Source organism: Alloyangia mangrovi (genome assembly GCF_002300555.2).
Lineage (GTDB): Bacteria > Pseudomonadota > Alphaproteobacteria > Rhodobacterales > Rhodobacteraceae > Salipiger > Salipiger mangrovi.
In genome coordinates, this window is the sequence record NZ_NTHN02000013.1 from 67,967 (window position 1) to 89,621 (window position 21,655).

Annotated in this window: 18 protein-coding genes; 5 read left to right on the top strand and 13 right to left on the bottom strand. The window is 67.6% G+C overall.

Features of this window, described 5'->3' with window-relative positions; genetic code table 11:
- Positions 1–85: 85 nt before the first annotated feature.
- Both CLG85_RS09395 and CLG85_RS09400 read right to left on the bottom strand, forming a co-directional pair.
- A complete protein-coding gene (locus CLG85_RS09395; RefSeq protein WP_260348766.1) occupies positions 86–1,441 on the bottom strand; it encodes a YfcC family protein in 1,356 nt (451 codons plus the stop codon).
- Positions 1,442–1,871: 430 nt separating this feature from the next.
- A complete protein-coding gene (locus tag CLG85_RS09400) occupies positions 1,872–2,942 on the bottom strand; it encodes a Leu/Phe/Val dehydrogenase (protein WP_095881297.1) in 1,071 nt (356 codons plus the stop codon).
- 239 nt (positions 2,943–3,181) lie between these two features.
- Here CLG85_RS09400 and CLG85_RS09405 point away from each other — a divergent pair, with 239 nt between their 5' ends.
- Positions 3,182–3,643, top strand: a complete 462-nt coding sequence (locus tag CLG85_RS09405) for an Lrp/AsnC family transcriptional regulator (protein WP_095881298.1) — start codon at positions 3,182–3,184, stop codon at positions 3,641–3,643.
- A 24-nt stretch (positions 3,644–3,667) separates the two neighbouring features.
- Here the strand turns inward: CLG85_RS09405 and CLG85_RS09410 are convergent, their stop codons facing one another.
- From CLG85_RS09410 to CLG85_RS09435, 6 genes are all read right to left on the bottom strand, one after another.
- Positions 3,668–5,101 (bottom strand): alanine/glycine:cation symporter family protein, encoded by a 1,434-nt coding sequence (locus CLG85_RS09410; protein WP_095881299.1) that lies wholly within the window; start codon positions 5,099–5,101, stop codon positions 3,668–3,670.
- Between the two features lie 318 nt (positions 5,102–5,419).
- Entirely contained in the window at positions 5,420–7,492 is a 2,073-nt protein-coding gene (locus tag CLG85_RS09415) for a [FeFe] hydrogenase, group A (protein ID WP_095881300.1), read from the bottom strand.
- A gap of 53 nt (positions 7,493–7,545) precedes the next feature.
- On the bottom strand, positions 7,546–8,115 hold the full coding sequence (locus CLG85_RS09420) for a putative PEP-binding protein (protein ID WP_260348768.1): 570 nt from the start codon (positions 8,113–8,115) through the stop codon (positions 7,546–7,548).
- 13 nt (positions 8,116–8,128) lie between these two features.
- On the bottom strand, positions 8,129–9,940 hold the full coding sequence (ppsA, locus tag CLG85_RS09425; RefSeq protein ID WP_260348769.1) for a phosphoenolpyruvate synthase: 1,812 nt from the start codon (positions 9,938–9,940) through the stop codon (positions 8,129–8,131).
- 50 nt (positions 9,941–9,990) lie between these two features.
- Positions 9,991–11,370: an MBL fold metallo-hydrolase gene (locus CLG85_RS09430; protein WP_095881302.1), complete on the bottom strand. Its 1,380-nt coding sequence runs from the start codon at positions 11,368–11,370 to the stop codon at positions 9,991–9,993.
- An 80-nt stretch (positions 11,371–11,450) separates the two neighbouring features.
- The gene (locus tag CLG85_RS09435; protein ID WP_095884259.1) at positions 11,451–12,734 is read right to left on the bottom strand and encodes an NAD(P)/FAD-dependent oxidoreductase; all 1,284 of its coding nucleotides are present in this window, start codon (positions 12,732–12,734) and stop codon (positions 11,451–11,453) included.
- Positions 12,735–13,043: 309 nt separating this feature from the next.
- On the opposite strand from CLG85_RS09435, the gene CLG85_RS09440 reads away from it, so the two are divergent.
- Both CLG85_RS09440 and CLG85_RS09445 read left to right on the top strand, forming a co-directional pair.
- Entirely contained in the window at positions 13,044–13,913 is an 870-nt protein-coding gene (locus tag CLG85_RS09440; protein WP_260348770.1) for a Crp/Fnr family transcriptional regulator, read from the top strand.
- Positions 13,914–14,786: 873 nt separating this feature from the next.
- A complete protein-coding gene (locus tag CLG85_RS09445; protein WP_095884256.1) occupies positions 14,787–15,017 on the top strand; it encodes a hypothetical protein in 231 nt (76 codons plus the stop codon).
- A gap of 28 nt (positions 15,018–15,045) precedes the next feature.
- On the opposite strand, the gene CLG85_RS09450 is transcribed toward CLG85_RS09445, so the two are convergent.
- The 5 genes from CLG85_RS09450 to CLG85_RS09470 all read right to left on the bottom strand — a co-directional run bounded on the left by CLG85_RS09450 (position 15,046) and on the right by CLG85_RS09470 (position 19,027).
- Positions 15,046–15,777 carry an alpha/beta hydrolase gene (locus tag CLG85_RS09450; RefSeq protein ID WP_260348772.1) on the bottom strand — a complete coding sequence of 244 codons (732 nt, stop codon included), beginning with the start codon at positions 15,775–15,777 and terminating at the stop codon, positions 15,046–15,048.
- A gap of 254 nt (positions 15,778–16,031) precedes the next feature.
- Positions 16,032–16,541, bottom strand: a complete 510-nt coding sequence (locus CLG85_RS09455; RefSeq protein ID WP_260348773.1) for a protein-tyrosine phosphatase family protein — start codon at positions 16,539–16,541, stop codon at positions 16,032–16,034.
- Positions 16,542–16,545: 4 nt separating this feature from the next.
- A complete protein-coding gene (gene ypfJ, locus CLG85_RS09460) occupies positions 16,546–17,385 on the bottom strand; it encodes a KPN_02809 family neutral zinc metallopeptidase (protein WP_260348774.1) in 840 nt (279 codons plus the stop codon).
- 113 nt (positions 17,386–17,498) lie between these two features.
- Positions 17,499–18,500, bottom strand: coding sequence for an ankyrin repeat domain-containing protein (locus tag CLG85_RS09465; protein ID WP_260348775.1), 1,002 nt, complete (start codon positions 18,498–18,500; stop codon positions 17,499–17,501).
- Positions 18,473–19,027: a hypothetical protein gene (locus CLG85_RS09470; RefSeq protein ID WP_260348776.1), complete on the bottom strand. Its 555-nt coding sequence runs from the start codon at positions 19,025–19,027 to the stop codon at positions 18,473–18,475. The genes CLG85_RS09465 and CLG85_RS09470 overlap by 28 nt, the downstream gene beginning before the upstream one ends.
- Before the next feature lie 268 nt (positions 19,028–19,295).
- On the opposite strand from CLG85_RS09470, the gene CLG85_RS09475 reads away from it, so the two are divergent.
- Both CLG85_RS09475 and CLG85_RS09480 read left to right on the top strand, forming a co-directional pair.
- Complete coding sequence (locus CLG85_RS09475; RefSeq protein ID WP_260348777.1) at positions 19,296–21,071, top strand: DNA polymerase III subunit gamma/tau; 1,776 nt, start codon at positions 19,296–19,298, stop codon at positions 21,069–21,071.
- 69 nt (positions 21,072–21,140) lie between these two features.
- Complete coding sequence (locus CLG85_RS09480; protein WP_260348778.1) at positions 21,141–21,512, top strand: hypothetical protein; 372 nt, start codon at positions 21,141–21,143, stop codon at positions 21,510–21,512.
- Positions 21,513–21,655: the final 143 nt, after the last annotated feature.

Below are 21,655 nucleotides of genomic sequence, written 5' to 3' on the forward strand. Positions count from 1 at the left end.
GCTCATCATCGCGCCCAGGCTGAGCAGCAGCATGATGATGATCGCCAGGCCGATCACCAGCGGCATCACGAAGCGCAGCCAGCGATCAAAGGCGACACGGCCGATGGCCAGCCCCCCCCATCACGACGGCAAAGGTCGGATTGAAGAGGTTCACCAGGCCGTTCGCCGACTGGTAAGCGGTCACCACGAGCTCGCGCCCCACCCCGGCGAAATCCGCCATCGGCGCCATGATCGGCATGGAAAGCGTCGCCAGCCCCGAGGAGGACGGCACCAGAAACGACATCAAAAGCTGGATACCGAACATCGTATTGATGAAGAGCGTCTCGCTCAGTCCGGTGACGAGGCCCTCGGCCGAGTGCAGGATGGTGTCGGTGATCTTGCCGGCGTCCATGATCACCACCACGCCGCGGGCCACGCCGATGATCAGCGCAACACCCAGCAGGTCCCGCGCCCCATCGACAAAGGTTTCGACGAAGGTCTTCTCGTCCATCGAGGTTTCCTTGTCGAACTTCGCCACGATCCACACCACGATGGACATCGCAAGGAACAGCCCGGCCATCTCGGCCATCCACCAGCCGAGCCCGACGACGCCGATGATCATCACCACGAAGGTCAGCCCGAAGAGCGCCAGTATGGCGGTGCGCACGGGCGTGAGCGTCGGCAGGGCCGCGCCTGCCGTCTCGGACGACTTGAGGAAGAAATTGCGATTGTCCTCGGCCATGTCCGAAACGAGCGAGGCAGCGGGATTGGCCTTTACCTTGCGGGCGTAACGCATGACGTAGAAGATGCCCGCGGCAAGACAGACCACGAGGATCACCACGCGCAGAACGATACCCTGGGTGAAGGCGATGCCCGCCCCCTGCGAGGCGACGACGGTGGCAAAGGCGTTGAACGTCGAGCCCAGTGTACCGATCCCCGCCCCGAGCATGATCACCGCCACCCCGGTCAGCGCATCGTAGCCCGCCCGGATGAACACCGGGATGATCAGCGCGTAGAAGGCCAGCGTTTCCTCGGCCATGCCATAGCTCGTTCCGCCGAAGGCAAAGGCGATCATCAGGATGGGGATCATCAGATGTTCCTTGCCGCCGAGCTTGTTCAGCAGCGCGCCGATGCCTGCGTCAATCGCACCTGTCTTGGTGACGACCATCAGGAACCCGCCGATGATCAGCACGAAGAAGGCGACGTCGATGGCCGCGCTGGACGCGGAGCCGAGCAGGCCCGGGTCATACATCCCGGCTATCGGGGCAAGGATCACATCGGTGATCCCCTGCGGATTGGGGTCGACATGCTGGTAGGTGCCCGGGACCGGAGCCTCGACACCGAGGCTCTCGTTCATCTCTCGCGCATATTCGCCGGCGGGAATGATCCAGGTGAGTATCGCTACAATCGCAATCAAAACGAAAAGAATAGTGAACGCCGTTGGGAACCGGAACTTTGTCATCGTCCGACCTCATAAATTGGGAATATTCAAAATTGCTTTAAGTGAGGCGATCTTGGGGCAAGATACTCAACCTGAGTGCGACTCACAGAAGAAAATTCCGTCGCACCCCTTCTTGAGCGGGTGTCTGCGCAAGCATCGCGAAGATACGGGTCCGAACACGTGGCAGTCGATCCGGCAGGACGGAGGGTTCCTGCTCGCGGTGATCACGCCCTGCCGCCCGGCCCGTGCGACGGACTGTTTTCCGACCGGCGCCGCAGCCGCGCGTGTTTCTCGAGCAGGCGGCGATCTGCTTTGCGCGACTCGAGCCATAGGCGCGGCCCGCTCGGAAAAGCGGACCGGACGCCACTGGTGCCTTCGCCTCCCCCGTGACCGGCCCGCGCGGGGCCTGCGCCGAGGTCACGGGAGCGGCGGGTCTTCCGGGAGGTTGCCCTCAGACGGCCAGCGCCTCGACCTTGGCGGCCTTGGCAAGGATGTCGGCGACAATGTCATCGGCGACTTGGATTGTCGTCTTGCGCTCTTTTCGGCTGGTCTCGACGATCTGCGCAACGCGGCCCGCAATCTGCACGAGACGGTCCGCGCGGTACTCGGGCCCGGCGTGGTGGACCTCTCCGGCGACGCTGATGATGCCGCCCGCGTTCACCACGTAGTCCGGCAGGTAGAGGCAGTCGCGCGCCAGAAGGTCTTCGGCGACCGAGGGCTCGAGCAGCTGGTTGTTCGCTGCCCCGCAGACGAGGCGGGCGGTCAGTTGGGCCACGGTCTCATGGGTGAGAATCCCGCCAAGGGCGCAGGGCGCAAAGACGTCCATCTGCTGCGCGAAGATTTCCCCCGGCGGGCAGACCTCTGCGCCGAGGCTGGCGCGTGCCTTTTCCACCGCCTCCGCGTTGACATCGGACACCACCAGTTCCGCGCCGGCGGCATGGAGCTTTTCCGCAAGGCTCCAGCCGACGTGGCCGAGACCCTGCACAAGAACGCGGCGCCCGGCCAGATCATCGGTGCCGAAGACGGCCTTCGCGCCGACCTTCAGGCACTGGAAGACGCCTTCCGCGGTAAAAGGCGACGGGTCGCCGCTGGCATGGGCGCCGTGGTCGAGCCCCACCGCATAGGCGGTCTCCTTGGCGACATTTGCCATGTCTTCGGGTGAAATGCCGACATCTTCGGCGGTATAGTAGCTGCCGCCGAAGCTCTCGATCGCGCGGCCGAAGGCGCGGAAGAGCGCCTCGGTCTTGTCACTGCGGGGATCGCCGATGATGACCGACTTGCCGCCGCCAAGGCCAAGGCCCGCCATGGCGTTCTTGTTGGTCATGCCCGCCGCGAGACGCAGCACGTCGGTGCGCGCCTCATCGAGCGTGGCGTAGTTCCACATCCGGCAGCCGCCGACCGCCGGGCCGAGAACGGTGGAATGCACGCAGACGAAAGCGCGCAGCCCGGCCTCTTCGTCCTCGATGTAGACAAGGCGCTCGTAGCCCGCGGGAGCCTGTTCTTCGACAAGTTTCAATGCCATCTGGTCCTCAAAAACCGCTAGATTGGTGTCTGCGACAGTGTGGCACAGAAGGCACGGCGTTTTCGGCCAAACTCGGGGCCGCTTTCGATCCGCCCTAAACCTATTCGCTAGGCCGAGGTGCTTTTGCGGTGATTGTCACTACAAGGCTGCATAAAGGGCCGGGGAACACTTCGAATCTGCGCCTTGTATAGCGGAAACAACGGGTCGCCATCCGGCCTCCACCACGCAGGAGACACCACATGCCAATTTCCCTCGACGAACTTGATCGCAAGATCCTGAGGGTACTGCAGTCCGACGGCCGGATCACCGTGGTGGAGCTGGCCGAGAAGGTCGGCCTGTCGCCCACCCCCTGCAAGCGCCGGGTGCAGAGGCTCGAGGAAACCGGGCTGATCAGCGGTTACGTCGCCAAGATCGACCGCAAGGTGTCGGGCTTCGGGGTCACCGCCTTTGTCTCGGTCGAGCTGGAGCGCTCGGACGGAGAGGACGTGGAGCGCTTCCAGAAGGCCGTATCGGGAATCGAGGAAGTGGTGACCGGCATGCTGATGACCGGCTCGCAGGACTTCCTCCTCGAGGTCCTGGTGAGGGACCTCGAGGAATACGAAGAGGTGCTTCAGAAGAAGCTGATGAAGATCGACGGCGTCCGCAGCGTGCGCTCGCGCTTTGCCTTGCGCAAGTTCATCGAACGGACCCGCATCCCCTGACCTGCCCCGCGCCCGCGGGAGCCTTCACTCCGCGGGCCGTTTCTCCGGCCAGGAGGTCCGGTCGAGTTGAAGATCGGGGAAGTCATCGGCGCAGAAGACCGGACGATCCACCCCCGCCCGGACCTGCCTGGTGAAATCGTCGAGCACCCGCGCCGCGATCGGGAAGAGCATGGCCAGCGCCAGCAGGTTCACGATGGCGAGGATGCCCATCATCGGGTCGGAGAAGGCAAAGACCGCGGTGGCGCCGGGGGCAACGGCACCGAGCAGGACGATCCCGATGATCGCGATGCGCAGGATGTTTCGGGCCATCGGCTCATCGGTCATGAAGCTCAGCGCGTTCTCGCCAAGGTAGTAGTTGTACATGATGGAACTGAAGGAAAACAGGAAGATGGCGGCGGTAAGGTAGTACTGCGCCCAGCTCCCCACGTGCGAGACAAGGCTCTGCTGGGTGAGCGCGACCCCGTCGATGTCGGCGGCGCCTGGCGTGTAGACATCCCCCAGCAGGATGACGAAGGCCGTGCAGGAGCAGATCAGGATGGTGTCGATGAAGACCGAGAAGCTCTGGGTGATGCCCTGGCTCACCGGGTGGTGAACATAGGCCGTGGCGGCAACGTTCGGCGCCGAGCCCAGCCCGGCCTCGTTGGAGAAGAGGCCGCGCCGCAGGCCCTGTGCGATCGCCGCGCCCATGCCGCCAGAGACCGCTTCGCGAAAGCCGAAGGCATTGGCGAATATGTCCACCAGCACCGCCGGCAGCGACGTGAAGTTGAGCACGATCACCAGCAGCGCCATGGCGATGTAGCCGATGGCCATGACCGGAATGATCACGTCGGCGGCCTTGGCGATGCGGTGGATGCCGCCGAAGATGACAAAGCCGGTGATCGCGGCGAGCACGAGCCCCGTCGCGATGCGCGGCACGCCGAGGCTGTCCGCCGCCGCGCCGGCGACCGTATTGCCCTGGAAGGCGTTGAAGCCGATCGAGAACGAGCCGATGAGGCAGATGCAGTAGATGACCGCGAGCCAGCGGTACTTGTGCCCCAGGCCATGCACGATGGCGCGGGCTGGCCCGCCGCGGAAGTCGCCGCCCGGCATGGTTTCCTTGTAGACCTGCGCGAGGATCGACTCGATCATCGCCGAGCACATGCCCACCAGCGCGATTGCCCACATCCAGAACACCGCGCCCGGACCACCAGCGGTGATCGCCACGGCGACGCCGGCAATGTTGCCGCCCCCGACGCGCCCACCCACCGAGACAAACAGCGCCTCGCGTGCCGAGATCTTGTTGGGATCGGCAGAGCTGCCATCCTTGGAAAGCACCCTGAACATGCGTTTGAAGTAGCGGAATTGCGCAAAGCCGCTGGCGATGGTGAAGAAGCAGCCCAGGACGACGAGGAAGGGAATGAGCGCCGCCCCCCAGGTCAGATCGTTGATGAGGCCGAAGGCCCGGTCGAGAAACTCCATGCGAATTCCTTCAATAGCCAGACGCGAGGGCCGGGATGGGCGCGGTGCCGACCGCGGCCGGGTCTGTCGTTTCGAAATGGGAACGTGTTGAAAAGCGGGATCAAGAAAACCGCTGGCGATGCCGCAACCTTCGAGCAAGCCAGCATTTTCTTCAACCCTCGTGGGCGGGTCCAGAAGGAGGCAGGCGGAAAACCACCTACCGCGACCATCGTCCCCCCCAGGGGGCGATGTGCGTGACGGGACGCACGATGTGCAGCATGTGCGCTCAACGGGATTCGAGTTGCGGCCCAGCCCCGGCCGCGGAAGTTTCGGCAGAAATCACAGCACCGTACGCGTGAGGTGCGCGATACGCGCCCGCGGCGCATCCCCGCCGGCCCCGGCGACCAGCGCCAGCTCGAACCGGCAGCGGCCGCCATCGGGCGTCAGGACGGTGAGATCTTCCGTTCTTGCCGCGGATGCCATCTGGTGCCGCTTGAAAGCCGCCCCGTAGCGTCTCGGCGGCAAGGTGTTGTCTATGAACGCCGCGATGGCATCGGCCCCTTGGATGTCGCCAAATTCCGCGGCTGTCGACCAGATACCGCCCGGCTCGAACAGGTTCGCGGCGGCGGCCCCGTCCCGTCTGTCCACGCAGTCGAGAAAACGCATCAGTAGCGCCCGGCGAGACCCCCTACCGGCGTAATGGGTGTGCAGCAAGTGGTGCGCCGCGGGCGAATTCGGCGCGCCCAGTTCCGAGGCGTAGAGCGCCTGCACATCACGGTTCTCGTAGGAGCGGCGGCGCGGCGCCTTGGCGTCGACGGCATAGATGGCCGCGGCGCGTTTCTGGAGGATCTGCGGGTCCATCGACTTCGGCTCGCCGCCCCCGCCGAGGCAGCCGCCGACGCACGCCATGACCTCGATGGCGACGAAGTCCTCGCGCCAGCCCTCTCCCTCGAGCAGCCGTTGCGCGGCGGCGATGCCGTTGCACACGGCCACCATGCCGATGCCGGGGAGGGTCGCTGTCTTGATGCCGTTGCGGACGCCGCGCAGCGCTTCCCATTCCAGCGGCAGAGACTCCTCCACGCCAGCAAGATGCGCGGCGGTGCGGACCATGGCCTCCATGACCCCGCCGGAGGCGCCGAAGATCTGCGCCGCGCCCGTGCTCTCCCCGAGCGGGCTGTCGAAGCGACCCTCCTCGGAAAGCGCGCCGAAGGCGATCCCGCGGGAGCGGATCATCCGGGCCAGCTCCCGCGTGGTGAGCACGTGATCCACGTCGCCGGAGAGGCCAGGTCGCAGCGCCTCGTCCTTCTTGGCGGTGCAGGGCATGACGCTGACCACATAGGGCTCGGCCCTGCCCGCGGCGAAATCGGGGCCCAGTGCGCGTGCGAAGACGCTCCGCTTGGCGATCGCACCGTGCATCTGCTGGGGCGATTTCGTCGTGCTCAAATGCGGCAGCAGGTCGGGCCGGTTAATCTCGACCCAATTCACCCAACCCGGGCAGCAGGAGGTGAAGAGCGGCAGCCCCGCGCCCGCCCGCAGCCGCGCCAGAAGCTCGGTGCCTTCCTCCATGATCGTGAGATCGGCGGCGAAATTGGTGTCGAAGACATGGTCGAAGCCAAGCTGGCGCAGCGCGTTGATCATCCGGCCGGTGCTCACGGTGCCGGGCCTGAGACCGAATTCCTCGCTGATCGCGATCCGGGTCGCCGGCGCGACCTGCACCACCGAAGCCCGCCGGCGCCCATCGAGCGTATGCAGAACCTCGTGCCAGTGCGGCGCCTCGATCAGGGCACCGACAGGGCAGACAAGCGTGCACTGGCCGCAGGAAATGCACCCTGTCTCGCCGAGCGGCGCCTCGAAGACGGTGACCGGCCGACGATCCCCTCCGCGCCCGGCGAAGCCGATGATGAACTGCTGCTGCACGGCCTCTCCGCAGACGTCGGCACAGAGACCGCATTCGATGCATTTCGCGAGGTCCCGCCAGATGCCGGGCGAGGTGTGGTCGGTGAAGTCGTCCTCGGGCGAACCCGGCTCTCCGGCAGGGAGCTTGGGCCAGAGGTCCCGCCACTGGTTTTCCCGGACAAGGGTCTGCAGCTGGCAGGCACCGTCGATCTCGCAACGCAGGCAATCGTCGGGGTGCCGCGCCAACAGCCAGGCCGCATCTGTGCGGCGGAAGGCCTGCAGCGCCTCGGTGTCCGTATCCACCACGGCGCCCTCCTGCGCCGGGGTCCTGCACGCTGGCTGCGGGTCGGGTGCGCCCGCAACCTCGACGAGGCACATGCGGCAGGTGGCATGGGCCGGAAGGCAGGGGTGATGGCACAGGGTGGGGATGTGAACGCCCGCCGTCCTTGCCGCGTCGAGCAGGGTGGCGCCCTCCTCGACTTGCACCTGCCGTCCGTTGATCGTGACCATGGTCATGCGGCGCCCCCTCCTGGCGTACCCGCCCCCTTAAAACTCAGCTGCGCGCCGCGCTATTTCTCCGCTTCGGCCACGTGACGCTTCACCGCAAGGAAGCTGTCAGGCGTCACCGAGATGCTGTCGATCCCCGCCTCTACCAGCAGCCGGGCAAACTCGGGGTGGTTGCTGGGCGCCTGCCCGCAGAGGCCGATCTTGCGCCCCGCCTTGCGCGCCTTGGCGATCACCGTCTCGATCATCCAGAGCACCGCCGGGTCGCGTTCGGAAAAGAGGCTGGCGAGCGCCTCGGAATCGCGGTCGACACCGAGAGTGAGCTGTGTGAGATCGTTGGAGCCGATGGAGAAGCCGTCGAAGCGCTCGGCAAAGGCCTCGGCCTGGATCACATTCGAGGGGATCTCGCACATCACATAGACCTCGAGCCCTTCCTCGCCGCGGCGCAGCCCGTTCTCGGCCATCACCTCGAGCACCCGGTCCGCTTCGACCACGGTGCGGCAGAAGGGGATCATCACCACGGCGTTGCGGAAACCGATGGTCTTGCGCAGGCGGCGGATCGCGCGGCATTCGAGCGCGAAGCCGTCGCGGTAGGCGTCAGAGTAGTAGCGCGAGGCGCCGCGGAAACCGATCATCGGGTTCTCTTCCTTAGGCTCGAATCCCGCGCCCCCCCAGCAGCCCGGCGTATTCGTTGGTCTTGAAATCGCTCATCCGGATGATTGCCGGGTTCGGGTACCAAGTCGCGGCGATGCGCGAGAGGCCCCGGGCGAGCGTCTCGACGAAATACTCGGTGCGGTCGGCATAGCCGCGGGTGAGCCGGTCGATGGCCTCGCGGTCCGGGCCGTCGGGCAGGCTGTCGTAGCGGGTCAGCGCCAGCGGGTGAACCTTGACCTCGTTTGAGATCACGAATTCCATCCGCGCCAGCCCCACCCCATCCGCCGGCAGCCGCCACCAGCGCGTCGCTGCCGCCGGGTTGGCCATGTTGAGCATCACCTTGGTGCGGGTGCGCGGGATCTCGTCGAGCCGTGTCTCCTCGACCTCGAAGTCGGCCTCCCCGGCGTAGATCACCCCCTCGTCGCCGCCCGCGCAGGAGACGGTGATCGCCTGCCCGTCGTGCAACAGATGCGTCGCCTGCCCGGTGCCGACGATGGCCGGCACGCCAAGCTCGCGGCTGATGATCGCCGCATGCGACGTCCGTCCCCCATGGTCGGTGACGATGGCGGCGGCGCGTTTCATGATCGGCACCCAGTCAGGGTCGGTGGTCGAGGTGACCAGCACCGCGCCGTCGCGGAAGCGGCCAATGTCGGCGGCGCTCTCGATCAAGCAAACCTCGCCCGTCGCCACCGCACTGCCGACGCTGAGCCCCTTCAGCAGCGCCGGGCCGGTCTTGCCCAGCCGGTAGCTGCGGAAGGCGTGCCCCTTGCTGCGCGACTGCACGGTCTCGGGCCGCGCCTGCACGATATAGAGCGGCCCGCCCTGCCCGTCGCGCGCCCATTCCATGTCCATCGGCTGGCCGTAGTGGCGCTCGATCTTCACCGCCATGCGCGACAACTCGAGGATCTCGGCGTCCGACAGCACGAAGCTCTCGCGCTCGGCCTTCGAGGTCGGCACGTTGCGGGTCGGCGCCTCGGAGGCGGCGCCGTAGATCATCTTGATCTCCTTGGCCCCCAGCGCCTTGTGCAGGATCGGCACGCGGGTCTCGTCATCGAGGAAGGGCTTGTAGACCTGGTATTCATCGGGGCTCACCGCCCCCTGCACCACGTTCTCGCCCAGCCCCCACGCGGCGTTGATCAGCACCAGCTTGTCAAAGCCGCTCTCGGTGTCCAGCGAGAACATCACCCCCGAGCCGCCCTCGTCCGAGCGCACCATGAGCTGCACCCCGATCGAAAGCGCCACGGCGAGATGATCGAACCCCTTGATCTGCCGATAGGTGATCGCCCGGTCGGTGAAGAGCGAGGCATAGCACCGGCGGCAGGCGGAGAGCAGCGCCGCCTCGCCGCGGATGTTGAGAAAGGTCTCCTGCTGGCCCGCGAAGCTGGCGTCGGGCAGATCCTCGGCGGTGGCCGAGGAGCGCACCGCCACGGCGGGCTCGTCCGTCCCGGCGCGGCCGGCCAGTGCACGGTAGGCGGCGCGGATGGCCTGCTCGATCTCGGCGGGCCACGTTCCGGCCGCCACGGCCGAGCGAATTCGGCGCCCCGCCTCGGCGAGCGTCAGCCGCCCATCGGCAAGCTGCTCGAGCGCATCGGCCAGGACCGCGTCGAGCCCGTTCGCAGCGATATAGCTGCGGTAGGCACCAGCGGTGGTGGCAAAGCCCGACGGTACGCGGATCCCCTCGCTGCCGAGCCGGGCCACCATCTCGCCGAGCGAGGCGTTCTTGCCGCCCACTTCGGGCACATCATTCCGCGTCAGGTCCTCGAACCACGTCAGAACAGGTCCGCCGCTGTGCCCGTGATCATCCATCTGCTGTCCTCCCTCGACGCTGCAAGGCTCGCGGCGCCGCCGCCCGGCCCCTAGAGCTCAAATGCCTCTCCCATGACAGGTATCCGGACCGTGCCGCCCGTCAGCTCCCTGCCGAAAGCCTCCATCACCTTCGGCTCGCCATGCACCAGGAACGTCTGGTCCGGGGTGCCGAGACTTGCATGCCAGGCCTTCAGGGCGCTCCGCCCGGCATGGGCAGAGAAACCGTTGATCGTATGGATCTGCGCCCGCACGGGCACTTCATCGCCGAAGAGCTTCACCCGCGACGCCCCGTCGATGATGATCCGCGCCAGCGTACCCTCGGCGGCGAAGCCGACGAAAATGATGCTGGACTCGGGGTGCGCGAGCGTGTGGCGCAGGTGGTGCCGCACCCGCCCGCCGGTGCACATGCCCGAGCCGGCCATGATCACCGCGCCGGAGCGCACGTCGTTCAGTTCCATCGAGCCCCTCGCCTCCTGAGTGAAATGCAGCCCCGGAAGGTCGAATGGATCCTCCCCGTTGCGGACCATCCGTGCGGGCTCGGGCCCCATCGCCTCGAGGTGCCGGCCGAAGATGCGCGTTGCCGAGATCGCCATGGGCGAGTCGAGATAGAGGCTCAGGCCGGGCTTGATGTGTCCCGCTTCCAGCCCCTCGCGGAGGTACCACAGCAGCTCCTGTGCGCGCTCCAGCGCGAAGGTCGGGATGATGACGTTGCCGCCGCGCGCCTCCGTGGCGCGGATCGCGGCGTAGAATTCCTGAACGGAACCGGCCAGCGATCGGTGGTCCCGGTCGCCATAGGTCGTCTCCATCACCACCACGTCGACATCGGCGGGCGGCGCCGGGTCGTTCAGCAGCACGCGACCGCCCGGCCCGATGTCGCCCGAGAACAGGACCCTGCGCCGCCGCGTGCCCTCGGTGATCTCCAGCAGGATCGAGGCCGAGCCGAGGATATGCCCAGCCTCGAAGAAGGTCGCCATGATACCGGGGAAGAGCTCGATGGGCTTGGCGTAGCGCACGGGCTTACCGAAGAGCCCTACCGCATCGAGGGCATCCACCGTGTCATAGAGCGGCTCGAAGCGCCCGCCCTTCCGGCCCTTGCGTCGGTTTCGCCGCGCCTCCTCCTCGTGCAGGTGCGCCGAGTCCATCATCACCAGCCGGGCCAGGTCGCGCGTCGCCGCGGTCGAAAGGATCGACCCCGAGAAGCCGCGGCTCACCAGCAGCGGGATCCGCCCGCAATGGTCGAGATGGGCATGGGTCAGCAGCAGCAGGTCGATCTCCGCGGGCTCGAAGCCGAAGTCAGCAGCGTTCTCGTCGTGCAGCTCGTGCGCGCCCTGGAACATGCCGCAGTCCACGAGGATCTTCTTCCCCGCCGCTTCCACGAGGTGGCACGAGCCGGTGACCTGACGCGCTGCACCGTGAAACGAGAGCTTCATTCGCGATCCTCCCGGGCGGCGGGCTCCGGCCGGAGCCCGCGCCGCCACATTCTCCCCCCCTGCCGGATCCGCCGATCCAGTCACTCGGTGTGCGTCTCCTTGACCTTGTCGATCCCCAACGCCCGCATCATGAGGTTCTCGTAGAAGGGCTCCGCCTTGCCGGAGCGGACCTTGTGCAGGAAGTACTTCTCGAAGCCGACCTTGGCGTAATGCACCCATTTGCCCGAGGCAGCCCAGTTCACGTTGCGGGGCGGGATCTGCGGCTGCGCGACGAAGGCCACACCGGAGTCGCCGAAGTCCGCAAGGCAGATGGCGTTCCAGCTGGCGACCTCGTGCGGCTCCCTGCCCGCCACCAGCGCAGCGATGTTCAGTGCCGTCGCGGTGACCATGCTCTCGATCATGAAGCCGGTCTTCGGCACACCCACCGGCACCGGCGTCGGGCCGATGGGCGGGATCGCCACGCCGACGCCGATGGCGAAGATATTGGCGAAGGCCGGGTTGCGCTGGTGCTTGTCGACAAGGATGAAGCCGCGCGGGTTGGTCAGCCCGTCGATGCCGCGCACGGCCTCGACGCCGCGGAATGCCGGCAGCATCATCGAAAAGGCGAAGGGCAGCGCGTGGGTCTTCTTGACCGCGCCGTCCTCGCCCAGTTCCTCGATGTGCATCACGCCCGCCTCGACCGAGGTGACCCGGGCATTGGTGATCCATTTGATGTGATGGCTGCGCATCTCGCTCTCGAGCAGCCCCTTGGTGTCGCCCACTCCGTCGAGACCAAGATGGCCGATGTAGGGCTCGGACGTCACGAAGGTCATCGGCACCCGGTCGCGCACCTTTGCCCGGCGCAGCGCGGTGTCGACGATGAAGGTGAACTCATAGGCCGGGCCGAAGCAGCTTGCCCCCTGCACCGCGCCGATGACAACGGGCCCCGGGGTGGCGACCAGCGTGTCAAAGGCGCCCTTGGCCCGCACCGCGTGGGCGACCTCGCAGATCGACTGGGTGTGGCCTTCCGGCCCCAATCCCTCGATCTCGTCAAAGGCCAGCTCGGGACCGGTCGCGATGACGAGGTAGTCATAGCGCAGCCTCTCTGACCCGGCGAGTTCGACGCTGTTCTCTTCGGGGTGGACGCGCAGCGCCCCCTCGGGCCGCAACCGGATGTTGCGGCGGGCCAGCGGCCCGGCAAGGTCCACCTCGATATCGGCCCGGCTCCGCCAGCCGACGGCGACCCAAGGGTTGGAAGGCACGAAGCTGTAGCTCGAGCCCTTGCTGACAACCGTGATCTCGTGATCCGGCCCCAGGCGCTCGCGCAGCTCGTAGGCCATGATGGTGCCGCCAAGCCCGGCCCCAAGAACAACAACATGTGCCATCGCGATTCCTCCCAGATGTCGCGCGTGCGTTGCAATTCGTCCCGGCAGCGTGCCACCCCCGGTCGGGCCGCGATATGATACGGATCAATGGGCGATGAAAAACCGGAGCGCCCCGGATGGGCCGCCCCGGCACGAGGAGAAATCTGATTTATTCTCCGCAAGATCATAACCATGGAGGTCTCTGGCCAGCTTGGGACGCTGGCGACGACTACAAATCTGCACAATTATGATTTTGGCCGAGAGTTGTTTTCGAAATATTCGCTCTCCTGAAGCGTGCACAGGGATGGGGAGCCGATGCAGACGCACTTCTTGTCCAAGACGGTGACGGATCCTTGCCGGTTCTGCGCTGCGCGCCGGAGCGGGTTTTGCGGTCACCTCGATGGCTGTTCCCTCGACATCCTCTCGGAGCGTGCCACCGTGCAAAGCTATGCCGAAGGCGTGACACTCATCCGGCAGGACGAGGCCTGCGAGCGCGTCGGCATCATCTCCCGGGGTCTGTTCAAGACCGTGATGCTTTTCGAAAGCGGCGACGAACGCCTGCTGCAGGTCCTGCGGCATGGGCAGTTGATCGGCCTTCCTTCCGGTGCCAAGAGCCCGTTTTCCTGGGAGGCCGCAACTCCGGTGGAGGTGTGCTGGATGTCACAGACCGCCTGGGACGCCTTTCTCGCCGGCCATCCGCAGCGCTACGGGGCCTATCTGGATGCGCTGCAGGCGCAGCTTCTGAGCCTGCAGGCTTCGGTCGCCAACATGCGCGGTCGGGGCGCCCTGCAGCGGGTTGCTTTCTGGATCCTCGACGAGGTTTCGCTCTGCCCCGGCGAGGGGCAGCAGGGCTTCCACATCGAGCTCAAGCGCCGCGATCTGGCCTCGCTGCTGGACATGTCGCCAGAGACCCTGTGCCGGTCCCTGCGTCAGCTCCACGCCGAGCGGGTGATCTCCCTCGACGCCAGCGACCGCGTGAAAGTCCTCGACCGGGCAAAGCTCCGCCTGATCGCGCGGTGGCAGGATGACCGGATCGCGGCGGGGCTGCAGTCGCGGCGCCTCGACCCAGGGACATCGGCAGGTTCCGGCAACAGGAAGCCCGCCAGCGCTTCCTGCGGGACCTCCTCCAGCAAACCCGGCTGGACGGGCGATGTCTTTGCCGGGATGATCGGGCCGGGCTCCGGCGGTCGCCGAAATTAAGAGCGACGCTGCAGCGGGGTCTCTTCGGCGCACACGGCGGGGCATCGGACGGGGGCAGGATCCAGGCGCGCGGCTCAAGCGCGGGGCGGGTCTCGGACCATCGACTCAACACGCGCCCAAGGCTCCACTCACGCATTGCGGGGACGCGCCTCCCTGCACACCTTGGCATCGCGGAGCGATGGTCCGATGCAGGCAAGGTGCCAGCCCGCCGCATCGCCCACATTGTCCTCCGTCAACAAGACCACAGTTTGCCCACCAAGGCGCGACATTGGCCCCGGGCGGAAGGAGCGCCACGCAGAAGATACCCCTCATGCGCGGATGACCCCGGGCAGGCGGAAATGGTACGACGGTCAGCATGACTCCCAGCCGGTGCCGAAGCTCCGAAATGTGGCGCTTGCAGGCGGCGCTGCACGCTGACCGTCGCAATGCTCTGCCTCGAATGATGCGGAAACTTGGCAAAGCGAACGCCGCTGCAGAGGTCTTCAGGATCCGGGGGTCCTCTCGCGACTTGCGAGTCTCCGCGACAGCTCCAATCGATAAGTGCCAACACTCCGCCAAAGCAGCGTCCATGGTCATCCCCTGAGGCGGGTTCATGGCTGCGCTGACTTTGCGTCACTCACCGATGCTCTCAGGGTCGCAGACCTCGGTGGCCGCTTCATTGTCCACCGTCAATCGCGCGGTTTCTTGCCCATTCCTGCACGACTTATGGCGCCGGGCCGGTGCCAGCACCTCGGCCGCGCGGGTCATGCTGGCCGCAGGGGCTTGGTCAGCGCGGCGGCTGCACCCGCTCGGGCTGCGGCCGCTGATCGCCGAGCACGGCTGCCACATGCAGTTCGCCCCCTCGGCGTGCGGTTCAACCTCTTGGTCATGGACATGGACGCCAATCCGGTCGCCAGCTCGATGCCGGACGGGCGGCGGGCGGCGGGCGGCGGCTCGGTGGAATTCGGGCCGCTCGAAAGGCGCTGCGAACCCCGGCGCACCGCGCTGGTGCGGAGACGGGCCAGACGCCTCTGCCCAAGGCTTGATGACGGCGAGGGTGCGCTCTGCGTGGGCCAGCGGCCCGGCACCAGCATGACGCCCTGCAATCCCCGCCGCTTCGGCTGAACGGCAGGGACCTTGGCCCGAGACGGCCTTAGCCCTCGGCCAGAGCGAAGCAGCGCGGCAAGGAAGCGGCAAAGGTCGCGCCGTGCCCGAGCCCCTCCAGCACCTCGACCTGCACATGCAGATCGCTCCGACGCGCCAGCAGGGCGCCCATTTCCAGGGTGTCCGGGTTCGGGCGCGGCGCCTCGGGCGCGGGCGTGCCCGAGCGGTGCTCGCTGTCTCCCAGCATGATCAGCACCTCGGCACGGCCATCAGCCAGGCGCGGCGCCTCCGCCTCCATCGCAAAGAGACTGCGGCCGCCGAAGCCCGTGGTCGCGCTGACCGGCATGTAGGCGCGGAAGGCCGAGGGCTCTGACAGCAGCGTCGCCAGCGCAAAGACCCCACCGTAGGAATGTCCCCAGAGACTGCGCCGCGCCGGATCGAGCGGCGCGCGCTCGGTCAGCGCCTGCGCCAGCGGGCCGAGCAGCCTCGCCCGGAAGGCTGCCTCACCGCCGAAGTCCCAGTCCCGCCCGCGGCCATGCATCGGCGCCTCGAGCGGCACCGGCGTGTAGTCGCGCGCACGCGAGGCGCCGTCGAAGGCCTCTTCGACCGGGTAGCCAATGCCGACGACCGCAAGCCCCGGATGGGCCTCGAGCAGCGCCGCATCCAGGCGACTGAAGGCGGCGTTGCCGTCGAGCATCCAGAGCGAGGGCCAGCCCTGCGCCGGGGCCTCGCCGCGCGGATGGGCGAGGAAGAGTCGATAGGTGAAACCCGCCGCGCTCACGTCGAAATGCGAGAGCTCATGGCTGGCGGGAGGCGTGTCGAACAGCGGGAAAACGGCGGGGGGGCTGTTGCCGCTGCGCCAGCGCCGGGAGGGCGGGGTAGCCTGCAAAAGCGGCAAGCGTGGTCAGGAAGCGTCTGCGGCAGGGGATCATTCACCATCTCCTTGAAGATTAAGGGGCTGGCGAAAGGCTGGCTCTGCAGCGCGGTCTAGCCGAGCCGCGCGGGCGTGGCAATCGCTGCAATCGGCAGGCGCGGTCAGTCCATGTGGCGCAGAAAGAGCGCGGCGCGGCGCGGGGCCTCCATGGCCCAGCCCATCTGCGCGTCGGTCTCGACGGCGCAGGGCCGCACGTGGCGCAACCGGGCCAGCGCCTCGTCGGGCGCCTCCCCGGCCTCGATCATCAGCCGCAGCGCCACCATGCCCGAGCGCCCGCAGCCGCCCCGGCAATGCACCAGCACCCGGCCGCCGCCCGAGAGCGCCTGCCGTGCCTGCGCGCTGACCTCGGGCCAGAGCCGGCGCATCTCCTCGGGCGGGGTGCCGAAATCGGGGATCGGCAGGTGCAGCCAGCGCGAGCCGTGGTCCTGCACGTGCACCCCCAGCAGCGCCGCCCCCGCCGCCTCCATCTCGGCCCGGGTGACGAGGGTGATCACCATCGCCGGGCGCCATTCGGTCACATGCGCCATGTCCCCGACAAAATCCCCGCCGCCGCCCGGCAGGGGCGAGATGGCAAGGATGCCGTCGAGGACCGAGAGCGCATGGATCATCATCCGATCAGATGTCTCCCGAGAAGGTGTCGCAGGCGGCGATATTGCCCGCCTCGTAGCCGCGCGCGAACCAACCCGAGCGCTGTGCGCTGGTGCCATGGGTGAAGGTATGCGGCTGCGGCACCCGCCCTGCCCGCTTCTGCAGCAGGTCGTCGCCGATCATCTTGGCCGCGTTCAGCGCCTCTTCGACGTCGCCGGGCTCGAGGATGCCATCGACATGCGTGGCCCAGACGCCCGACAGGCAGTCGGCCTGCAGCTCGAGCCGCACGGTCAGCGCATTAGCCTGGGTCTCGTTCGACTGCTGGCGGATCTCCTCGACCTGCGGAAGGATGCCCAGCAGGTTCTGCACGTGGTGCGCGACCTCGTGGGCAATCACATATGCGGCGGCAAAGTCGCCCTCGGCGCCGAGCTGCTGCTCGAGCGTGGCGAAGAACTCGGTGTCAAGATAGGCCTGCTGGTCGAGAGGGCAGTAGAACGGCCCCGTCGCGCCACTGGCGCCGCCGCAGGGCGAGGCGGTCTGGCCGGAGAAGAGCACCAGCGTCGGCGGCGTGTACTCTCGGCCCGCCTGCTCGGGCAGGATCTGGGTCCAGACTTCCTCGGTGGTGGCGAGGACCTGCGAGGCGAATTCGCCGGCGAGCTTCTCCTGCGGCGTCAGCTCCCGCGGCTCGCTCGAGGTCTCCACCGTGCTGTTGTTCAGAAGCGGGGTGACGTCGACCCCGGCGAAATAGCCGATGGCCAAGACGATCAGCAGCGCGATGCCCCCGAGCCCGCCTCCCATGGCGACGCGGCCACCGGACCGGCGGCGGTCCTCGACATTGCTGCTTCGGCGCACTCCTCTGAGACGCATGACCAAATTCCTTATATGAAAAAACGTGCGGCAGCCCAGATTGTAGGGCGTGCCGCGGTTTTGTGAAACAGAATTTCCCGGTTAGCGCGAACCGACCGGCACCTGGGCCCGGATCAGACGACCTGCCCCGGATGCGCCTCGGCCCAGCCCCTCAGGAACCCGGCAAGGTCGGGCCTGCCGACCATCGCCATGGCCTTGCGCGGCAGGGCGACGCCATGCTCGAGCAGCAGCTTCAGGCAGGCGAGATGGTCGCGCGCCCCGATCTTCGGCGCGTTCTCGGCCCCGTGCAGCAAAGTGCCGAGCAGCGTGCCACCATGGGCGTTCACGTGGCTCATGTCCGGGCGCAGGTTCAGGAAATACGCCATCACCTCGGGGTAGCCCTCCCACGCGGCGGCTTGCACCGGGGTCACGCCATCGGTCCCGTCCGGCGCATCATAGGGCAGCCCGAGCGACACCAGCGCCTTGATCTGCGCCAGCCGGTCCGGCCGGCCCGCGAGCCCGCGCAGCAGTCCGTCGTAGGCGGGCGGCAGCGCCTCGGGGTCGATGTAAGCGCCCTTGGTCGTGCGCCCCTCGGCCGCCTCGGCCATGAGCGTCTCTTCCCGTGACAGTGTGGCAGTGACGCCCCGTGCCTCCAGCGCCTCGACCAGCGCGCGGCTGCCCAGCACCTTGGCAAAGGCATAGGACGAGACCCAGCGCCACTCTCGCGCCGGGTCAGCCCCGGCCTCAAGCAGCAGATCCACCATACGCCGGTCGCAACCGCGCCGCGCCGCCTGGTGCAGCGCGGGGATGGTCTGCACCTCCTCGTCGAGTGTCGCGCCATGGGCGAGCAGAAGCTCGACCGCGCCGTGGTCGTTGAAGTCGAGCGCCCGCAAGAGAGCATTGGTGCCTTGCGGCGTCGCCCCATGCTCGAGCAGCAGTTTCAGCCCCTCCGGCGCGCCGATCTCCACCGAGTGGTAGAGCGACTCTCCATCGTCGGGCGAGGCCCCGTTCTCCAGCAGCCAGCGCGCCAGCTCGAGGTTGCGCGCAACGCAGAGCGCTCCGTAGAGCGCCGAAAGGCGCGCGCCCTGCGGCCCCTCCTGCGCGTCATTCACATCGGCGCCCTGTGCGACCAGCAAGGCGGCGATCTCCAGCGTCGCGGGGCGCAGCTCGGGATGCACGTGATGCCAACGCGAGAAGGCAAGATGCAGGATCGGGCTGCGCGGCCGAGCCGCTCGGTGGCAAGCTGAGGCGCCTGCGCCAGCGCGGCGCGCACGCCGGGCAGGTCGGCCAGTGCGCATTGCAGCCCGAAGAGGCCCTCGGCGAGATCGGGCGTCTCGGCCAGGAGCGCCTGTACCACCGGCATCTGCCCGTGGAAGAGTGCAATCTTCAGCCGCTGGATTTTCGCTGCCCGGTCAAGGCCCTGCGACTCGGCCGCCAGCTTGAGCTTGGGCCAGCTTTCGAAGCCGCGCTCGCGCGCCACGACCTGCAGGAAGTCAGCGCGCTTGAGCGCGCGGTCGTCGCTGCGCGGCGGCAGCTCGCGCAGGCGTTCACGCGCGCCGCGGTCCCCCGCGTCGTAGGATTTGTGAAGTCGGCGCGCCTCGCGGCGCAGATCGTCGATGGATGGGGTCGGCCCTGAAAAGAGCATGCCGGTGTCCTCCGTCATCGCCCGAGTGTCCGCTGATCTGGGCAGGAGTGAAACCGAAGATATGGGATCGGCTCTCGAAGGCAGGTGCGCGCGCTTTCCGCGGACGGGGCGGCCCCCTGCGATCGGGCCTGATGCGGGTCATAGCAGAGCGGCACGCCGCGGGGAAGTCCCCGCGCAACACATGCGCCAAGATCGGCCCCGTGCCCGCGCCCTCCCCGACGCCCGGCTTTACCTCGCCCCTCCCCCACCTTACCTTGGCCGCAACCGAAGGAGCGCCACGGATTCCATGACTGACGACAGCCCCAAGTACCAGGTACTCGCGCGCAAGTACCGCCCCGAGACCTTTGCCGATCTCGTCGGGCAGGATGCAATGGTGCGCACCCTGAAGAACGCCTTCAAGGCGGACCGCATCGCGCAGGCCTTCATCATGACCGGCATCCGCGGCACCGGCAAAACCACCACCGCCCGTATCATCGCCAAGGGGATGAACTGCATCGGCCCCGATGGCACCGGCGGGCCGACCACCGAGCCCTGCGGTGTCTGCGAGCACTGCAAGGCGATCATGGAAGGCCGCCACGTCGACGTGCTCGAGATGGACGCGGCATCGAACACCGGCGTCGGCGACATCCGCGAGATCATCGACAGCGTGCACTACCGGGCGGCCTCGGCGCGTTACAAGATCTACATCATCGACGAGGTGCACATGCTCTCGAACAGCGCCTTCAACGCGCTGCTCAAGACGCTGGAGGAGCCGCCCGCGCACGTGAAGTTCATCTTCGCCACCACCGAGATCCGCAAGGTGCCGGTGACGGTGCTGTCGCGTTGCCAGCGCTTCGATCTGCGCCGCATCGAGCCCGAGGTGATGATCGCGCTGCTGCGCAAGATCGCCACCAAGGAAAGCGCCGAGATCACCGATGATGCGCTGGCGCTGATCACCCGCGCCGCCGAGGGCTCGGCCCGCGACGCCACCTCGCTGCTCGACCAGGCGATCTCGCATGGGGCCGGGGAGACCACCGCCGATCAGGTCCGCGCCATGCTCGGCCTCGCCGACCGCGGCCGGGTGATGGACCTCTTCGAGAAAATCATGCACGGCGACGCCCCCGGCGCGCTGACCGAGCTCTCCGAGCAATACGCCGAGGGCGCCGACCCGCTGGCGGTGCTGCGGGATCTGGCCGAGCTGACCCATTGGATCTCGGTGGTGAAGATCACCCCCGAGGCCGCCGAGGATCCCACCGTCGGCCCCGATGAGCGGCTGCGCGGCTCGGCGCTGGCCGCCAACCTCGGCATGCGCGCGCTGACCCGCATGTGGCAGATGCTGCTCAAGGCGCTGGACGAGGTGGCGCAGGCGCCGAACGCGATGATGGCCGCCGAGATGGCGGTGATCCGGCTGACCCATGTGGCCGAGCTTCCCTCGCCCGAGGAGCTGCTTCGCAAGCTGCAGGACACGCCCCCGCCACCCAGCCCGAACGGCCCCGGCGGCGGCTACACCCATGCGCCGGCGGGAGCCTCTGCAGGCGGCGGCACGCAGGCCTATGCCAGCCACGTGCAGCCGACGCACCCCGGCCCCTCCGGCCCCAGCGCGATCTATGGCAATGCCGTGCCCGCGGTAGCACAGAACAATGCCCTCGCCCGCTATCCCACCTTCGAGCACGTGCTCGAGCTGATCCGCGCCAACCGCGACGTGAAGCTGTTGGTCGAGGTGGAAAGCGGCCTGCGCCTTGCCGCATACCAGCCCGGCCGCATCGAGTTCACCCCGGCCCGCAACGCCTCGGGCGATCTGGCGCAGCGGCTCGGCACCGCGCTGCAGCGCTTCACCGGCGCGCGCTGGGGCGTGTCCCTGGTGAACGGCTGCGACTCCCCGACCATCGTCGAAAAGCGCGACGCCGCCGAACTGGCCCTGCGTGCCGAGGCCGAACAGCATCCTCTGGTACAGGCCACCATCGCCGCCTTCCCCAAGGCGAAGATCGTCGAGATCCGCACCCCCCAGGCCGAGCAGCAGCAGGCCGCGGTGGAGGCGCTTCCCGAGGTCGAGGACGAGTGGGATCCCTTCGAGGAAGAGTGATCGCTACCCGGGGCGGGAACCTGCGCGGCCTTTCCGGGTTTGACTTGTGTCAGACCCGGAGGAGCCGCCATGACTTTCGACCCCCATAAGGCTGTTCACAAGGCCACCCTGCCCGCCCTGCGCGAGCGTATCGGCGACGCCCTGCCCGCCAGCCGGCGCGAACGCCTTGCCCCCATCGTCTTTGCCGGCGGGCTGCTGGCCATCGGCGCGATGCTGATCAAGGCCAAGCCGCGCATCGGCCACGTGCCAACGCCCAAGCAATTCGGCGACCTTCCGCGCCGATCCCGCACGCGGCGCGCGGCGCAGACCACCCGCGACCACATCGAACCCTTCGCCCCGACCAACGTGACCGACTCGATTGGACGTTCGCTGATGCTCGGCGGCGCGGCGCTGCTGCTGACCCGCCTGCTCGACGAAGCGGCCGGACGCGACGGCAAATAGACCTGCCAGCCGGCTGACCCGGAGCGACTTCCGTACCGTAGCGCCCTTGTTTTCCGCAATTCCGGCGCAGCTTCCCTTGTCGCCCCGACGCACGATCCGTATCTAGGAGACAACTCGGACACAGGGCCCGCCGCGGCCCCAGA